Consider the following 1,190-nt stretch of genomic DNA (forward strand, 5'->3'; position numbering starts at 1 on the left):
CGCTCGTTGTCAAGCTGTGCGGAGTCATGTTGGTTCCTGCTAGGCGATTTTCCTGGCCCTGTGGTTGATTCCGACGGTGTCGGCTGGTGACGGTGTCACGGGCCGGCACCGGAATCGTTCGGGATGTTGTTCGTAATAGTCCTGAAGTGCCCGATCGCGGATCGTCCACTTCTCTTCCCATACGCCGTCTGCGATCTCAGACGGGGAGAACAAGGCGATACCGGAGTGCTTGTGTTCGGTGTTGTACCAGACGACGTAGTCGTCGATGTACTCCCGCGCGTCCTGAAGAGTCTCGAAGATCCGCGGGTAGCCCGGCCGGTACTTCATCGTCTTGAACGCCGATTCGGAAAACGGATTGTCATTGGATACATACGGCCTGTTGTACATCGTCTCGACCCCGTGACCGGCCAGCAGGTCACGCAGACGCGTCGACGTCATGGCCGCACCATTGTCTGCGTGCACGATGCGCGGCGCACCGCGCGCGGCGATCGCCGTAGCGAACATCTCGACGGCCAACCGGTCGGATTCCCAGTCCTCGACGCGATAGCCCACGATCTCGCGGGAGAAGATATCGATGATCGTGTACGCCTTGTACACACGACCCTTCCACGGCGAGTACACGTCGGTGATATCCCACGACCACACCTGCCCGGGCGCGGTGGCAATCACCGTCGGAGCATCCCTGCGCTGCGACTTGCCCTTCCTCCGCGGGGCCCTCGGCCGTAGCACCTGGTCCTCGATCTGCGCGGCGATGCGCCACCACGTCCGGCGCGACGCCAACATCACGCCCCGGTCCCATGCCGTCGCGTACGCGAAGTCCACCGACTCGCCCCGGGCCCAGGCCAGCTTGATCAACTCCTCAATCCGGTCCCGGTCCCCGGCCGCGATCCGCGACTCATACGCCCGATCCGCCTGATGCACAGGATCGGGAACCGGTGACCGCGGCGATTGCCGATACTGCCACGTCGACCGTGCCACACCGGCCATGGCCAGCGCCCGGCGCTGCGACCCCAGGAGTCCCGTCAGCTCGGTCACGAGTCGGTTTTCGGCTGCGATGAATCCTGCGAGTCGGTCGTCGTGGCAGTATCGGGCTCTTGACCGCTCAGCCGATGCAAGAGCCCGATAGCTTTTCCCAAGGCCTCGTTCGAACCCTCCAATTGCTCGATCCGGGCCTGCAACCGCGCGACCTC

At 63.8% G+C, this 1,190-nt stretch carries 1 protein-coding gene; it reads right to left on the reverse strand.

Features of this window, described 5'->3' with window-relative positions; genetic code table 11:
* Window positions 1-39: 39 nt before the first annotated feature.
* Window positions 40-1,035 (reverse strand): IS3 family transposase, encoded by a 996-nt coding sequence (locus NQ038_RS15140; RefSeq protein WP_257062988.1) that lies wholly within the window; start codon window positions 1,033-1,035, stop codon window positions 40-42.
* Window positions 1,036-1,190 lie beyond the last annotated feature (155 nt).

Origin of the sequence: Brevibacterium sp. 50QC2O2 (assembly GCF_024580675.1) — a bacterium.
GTDB lineage: Bacteria > Actinomycetota > Actinomycetes > Actinomycetales > Brevibacteriaceae > Brevibacterium > Brevibacterium moorei.